We start from the raw sequence: 1,210 nt of genomic DNA on the forward strand, positions 1-1,210 counted from the left end.
AAATACTCCCCATCACCAAAACCAATCAATGTTCCTACTGCTGAAGCCTTTTCAATGTCCCATACCTTCAATTTGCCATCTGTCGAGGAAGAATAGAGGACATGACCATCCATTGAAAGAGCTATCTCAGTAACGTCCCAGGTGTGCCCAGTTATCATTTTTATAAGGCTAAACGAAGGCAGAGAGAGAAGTTTTATTGTCCTGTCACTGGACGCAGTATAAACAACTTCATTGTCAATCAAGATTTTTGTTATCTGTGCATTGTGAGCTCTTGTGGTCTTAAGTGACGACCAGGTCTTGACATCGTAGGATTTCAGTTGTCCCGCCTCAGATCCAAGAATTAGGATCGACCTTCCTTCATCCATGGAGACTGCTGTGAGGGCCCCTATTTCCGCTCTGATTACCTTTACCTGCTGACCCGTGGAAGAATCCCAGATTCTAAGGGTTCCATCTTCTGAAGCAGAGTACAGTCGACTCTGTTCAGGCCAATCCACAATTGAAAAGACCGATCCGGAATGGCCTCTAAGCGTTCTAATAAAAGCCAGGTCAGCAAGCGACCAGATCTTCACGGTAGCATCTGAGCTACAGGAAAACAACGTCTTGCTGTCTTTCGTCACAATTAGATCGTTTACCGTGCTTGTATGACTGCTAAGCGATTTGATTTTTCTTCCCGTGGCAAGATCCCACACGATAATCATCCCATCGTCGTACCCGGCGATACCCTTCTTACCATCGGGCGAAACAGCGACGGCGGTTACCCATGAACTATTGAAAGAAAGGTTGTTCAGTAGTTTACCATCCAAAAGGCTCCAGACTTTGATTGTGTTATCAATATAACCTGCGACAAGTTTCTCTCCGTCTAAACTTACTGCCACTGAAGTAGCGCTGAATGCCTTGCTGTCCGGTGAATACTCTATACTGAACAGTACCACTGAGAAAAGCAAACTAGCCAGTAGAGCTATTTTTTTCAATTTTATCACCCTGATTGAAGTTTTCAATCAATTCTACCATTCAAGAATACTAAAGAACTGAACAACAATTCTCATAGAAATTTCTGTATCTCCAACCGATAACCATTTGGATCCTTTGTAAAGAAATGATAGATCTTGAATTCCTGGCTTACGGTTGGTTCGGAACACGTCACGCCAGCATCTTTCAATTTGCGGTAGAATTCATCAACCTCATTGGTCAACAAGGTAATGATAGAGTT

At 43.2% G+C, this 1,210-nt stretch carries 2 protein-coding genes; both read right to left on the reverse strand.

Annotation, left to right across the window (positions count from 1 at the left end; translation table 11 throughout):
• Window positions 1-971 (reverse strand): WD40 repeat domain-containing protein (locus tag BG32_RS12440; RefSeq protein ID WP_147435018.1); only part of this gene is annotated, 971 nt, incomplete at its 3' end.
• Window positions 972-1,042: 71 nt separating this feature from the next.
• Window positions 1,043-1,195, reverse strand: a complete 153-nt coding sequence (locus tag BG32_RS12445; protein ID WP_310793892.1) for a VOC family protein — start codon at window positions 1,193-1,195, stop codon at window positions 1,043-1,045.
• Window positions 1,196-1,210 lie beyond the last annotated feature (15 nt).

This window comes from Mesotoga sp. HF07.pep.5.2.highcov, from assembly GCF_003666285.1.
GTDB classification, from domain to species: domain Bacteria; phylum Thermotogota; class Thermotogae; order Petrotogales; family Kosmotogaceae; genus Mesotoga; species Mesotoga prima.